The 2415-nt window shown below is 32.4% G+C and carries 3 protein-coding genes; 2 read left to right on the forward strand and 1 reads right to left on the reverse strand.

Annotation, left to right across the window (positions count from 1 at the left end):
• Positions 1–402: 402 nt before the first annotated feature.
• Positions 403–966: a superoxide dismutase family protein gene (locus FNW07_RS13525; protein WP_185964654.1), complete on the reverse strand. Its 564-nt coding sequence runs from the start codon at positions 964–966 to the stop codon at positions 403–405.
• Between the two features lie 410 nt (positions 967–1376).
• On the opposite strand from FNW07_RS13525, the gene FNW07_RS13530 reads away from it, so the two are divergent.
• Positions 1377–2240, forward strand: coding sequence for a hypothetical protein (locus FNW07_RS13530; protein ID WP_126745349.1), 864 nt, complete (start codon positions 1377–1379; stop codon positions 2238–2240).
• Positions 2216–2415 (forward strand): hypothetical protein (locus tag FNW07_RS13900; RefSeq protein ID WP_221931751.1); only part of this gene is annotated, 200 nt, incomplete at its 3' end. The genes FNW07_RS13530 and FNW07_RS13900, both read left to right, overlap by 25 nt.

Here is a 2415-nt window from a genome sequence, read left to right on the forward strand (position 1 = left end):
GGTTTGCCACAATGGCTTAATTCTGTGATTCTTTAGAAAATACGCTGATAACTCAAAGTTTGGTTTATATTTGTGATAGTTCGGTAATATTTTAAGCCACTGAGGCAAGCCACCGGACGTTATGCGTCATGCATGGGCAAAACGGAGAATTCAAGAACATAAAGCATTCTAAAAGAAAGAAAAACAACTATTAAGAACTAATGGTTTAATATAGAGTGAAAAACACTGAAAAGTTTTGAACTGTAAAAAATTTACCTATCCCAACCAGGAGCAGAAGGGTTAATCATTCATTGCTTTTAAATTTAAATTACAAAGCTATGTTTTGTCATTGCTTTTGATAAAATATAAAAAAGCATAACATCTTTTTTAGATAATACGGAATCCATAAATAAAAAAAACAACCTATTGAATAATTGCTGAACAAGCTACTCTTGCTCCGGCATTTCCTGAAGGTTGTGTAACAAAATCATCGATACCTTGATGAACAATTAGTCCTTTCCCAAGAATATCTTTGTTGTTATCACCACAACCTATACACCATTCCGCTGTCGTTAATGTTATGATCCCATTTCCTTTTTTATCAGCAGTAAAATTACCTATATCTCCTTTGTGATATTGTCCAATTCCCCATTCTCCATGTGGTTGGAAAGTTGGGTTCCAATGTCCTCCAGCCGAACTACCATCAGGAGCCGTACAATCAGATTTTTCATGAATGTGAATAGCATGAATTCCAGGTTCTAAACCAGTCATTTTTGCAACAAAAGTCACTCTTCCGTTTATTTCATCGAAACTAGCTGTGCCTTTTACAGTACTATTACTTTTAGATTCAAAAATGATATCTAACTTAACTTTCTTTGCTGAAATTATATTTAATCCATTTTCATCGTTACTCAATTGAGGGTTCTCATTTGTACAAGAAAAAAACATTGAAAACAAAATCACGATCATATATTTTGAATTTCTCATGGCAATAAATTTCTAAAGTAAATTAATAACTAAAGTTACGATTTACAAAGCTAAATCAATTAATCACTTAACACATAATTAACGAGTAATGCATTGATATACAAATTGTTATTTAATTACTTTGTTTTTAATTTAAAAAAAAATTGCTTAAATCTCAATAATTTTTTAGGTAAATAAAATCAAAACAGCAGATATTAACTATAAATTGACATGAAAGCACGAACGCATAACAGCGGTTTGCCTCAATGGCTTAATTCTGTGTTTCTTTAGAAAATCCGCTGATAACTCAAAGTTTGGTTTATATTTGTGATGGTTCGGTGATATGAACGCCACTGAGGCAAGCCACCGGACGTTATAGCCAATGCAAAGACGACACTATAAAATTAACATTCAAATAAAAAAGATTAAAAATGGGAGCTTGGGGAACAGGAATAAGTTCAAACGATACATATGCTGACATTTACGGGCAATTTATTGACTTATATAATGAAGGTTTTACTGTTCCTGAAATTACAAAAAGATTAATAGACGAAAACGACGAAACAATAAGTATCGTAGAAGATGCACCAAATTTTTGGTTTGCAATAGCCAATGGACAATGGGAATGTAAGGACCTTAAAGAAGAAATATTTTCTAAAGTTGAATATCTTATTAATAGCGGTGAAGACATCAGAATTTGGAAAGAATTAGAAGCTTCACTAGCGGATATAAAGTCAAGAGAAAAAGCATTAGAAAAATTTTTATCCAAGCTTAAAACGGAGAAAGATAAACCAAGAAAACGAACTAAAAAAAAGTTTTATAATTCCGTTTACCAAAAAGGAGATTGCTTAACATATTTAATGGATAATGGAAATTATGGCGGTGCATTTGTTTTGACTGACGAACAACAAACAGAAACAGGAACAAACTATATTGCTATAACAACAATAGACAAACCAATAAAACCTACTTTGGATGATTTCAAATCAGCAGAAGTATATTTAAAGCGTGTTAACGAAATTAGTTTTAGCCAAACCGTTATGAAAGAAAATTGGGTTGACCAAGCACAAATTGGCGGATTTTCTGCAATGTTAAAGAAGAAAGATGTTGAAATCGAAATAGTTGGTAAACTGCAGATTTACAAAGAATATGAAGTAAGACGAGATATAATAGTTGGATTTGGATGGATTGCCCTTAAATCAAAAATACCATTCAAAGATGAGTATCTAAAGATTAATGGGCACCCAAAAACTAAACTAAAATTAAGTGAGTGGACAAAAAAGCACTGGCTATAACAGCGGTTTGCCACAATGGCTTAATTCCGCGATTCTTTAGAAAATACGCTGATAACTCAAAGTTTGGTTTATATTTGTGGTTGTTCGGTGATAGTCACGCCACTGAGGCAAGCCACCGGACGTTATCTGGAACCGTATTACAGAAATTTCGGTTAAATAAAATATTGGTTTTCTT

The sequence above is a fragment of the Flavobacterium sp. GT3R68 genome (assembly GCF_007109225.1).
Classification (GTDB): Bacteria; Bacteroidota; Bacteroidia; order Flavobacteriales; family Flavobacteriaceae; genus Flavobacterium.

Excerpts from the sequence above, each read along its gene's own strand:
- FNW07_RS13525 (WP_185964654.1), bottom strand. The coding sequence starts at position 966 with ATGAGAAATTCAAAATATATGATCGTGATTTTGTTTTCAATGTTTTTT.
- FNW07_RS13530 (WP_126745349.1), top strand. The coding sequence starts at position 1,377 with ATGGGAGCTTGGGGAACAGGAATAAGTTCAAACGATACATATGCTGAC.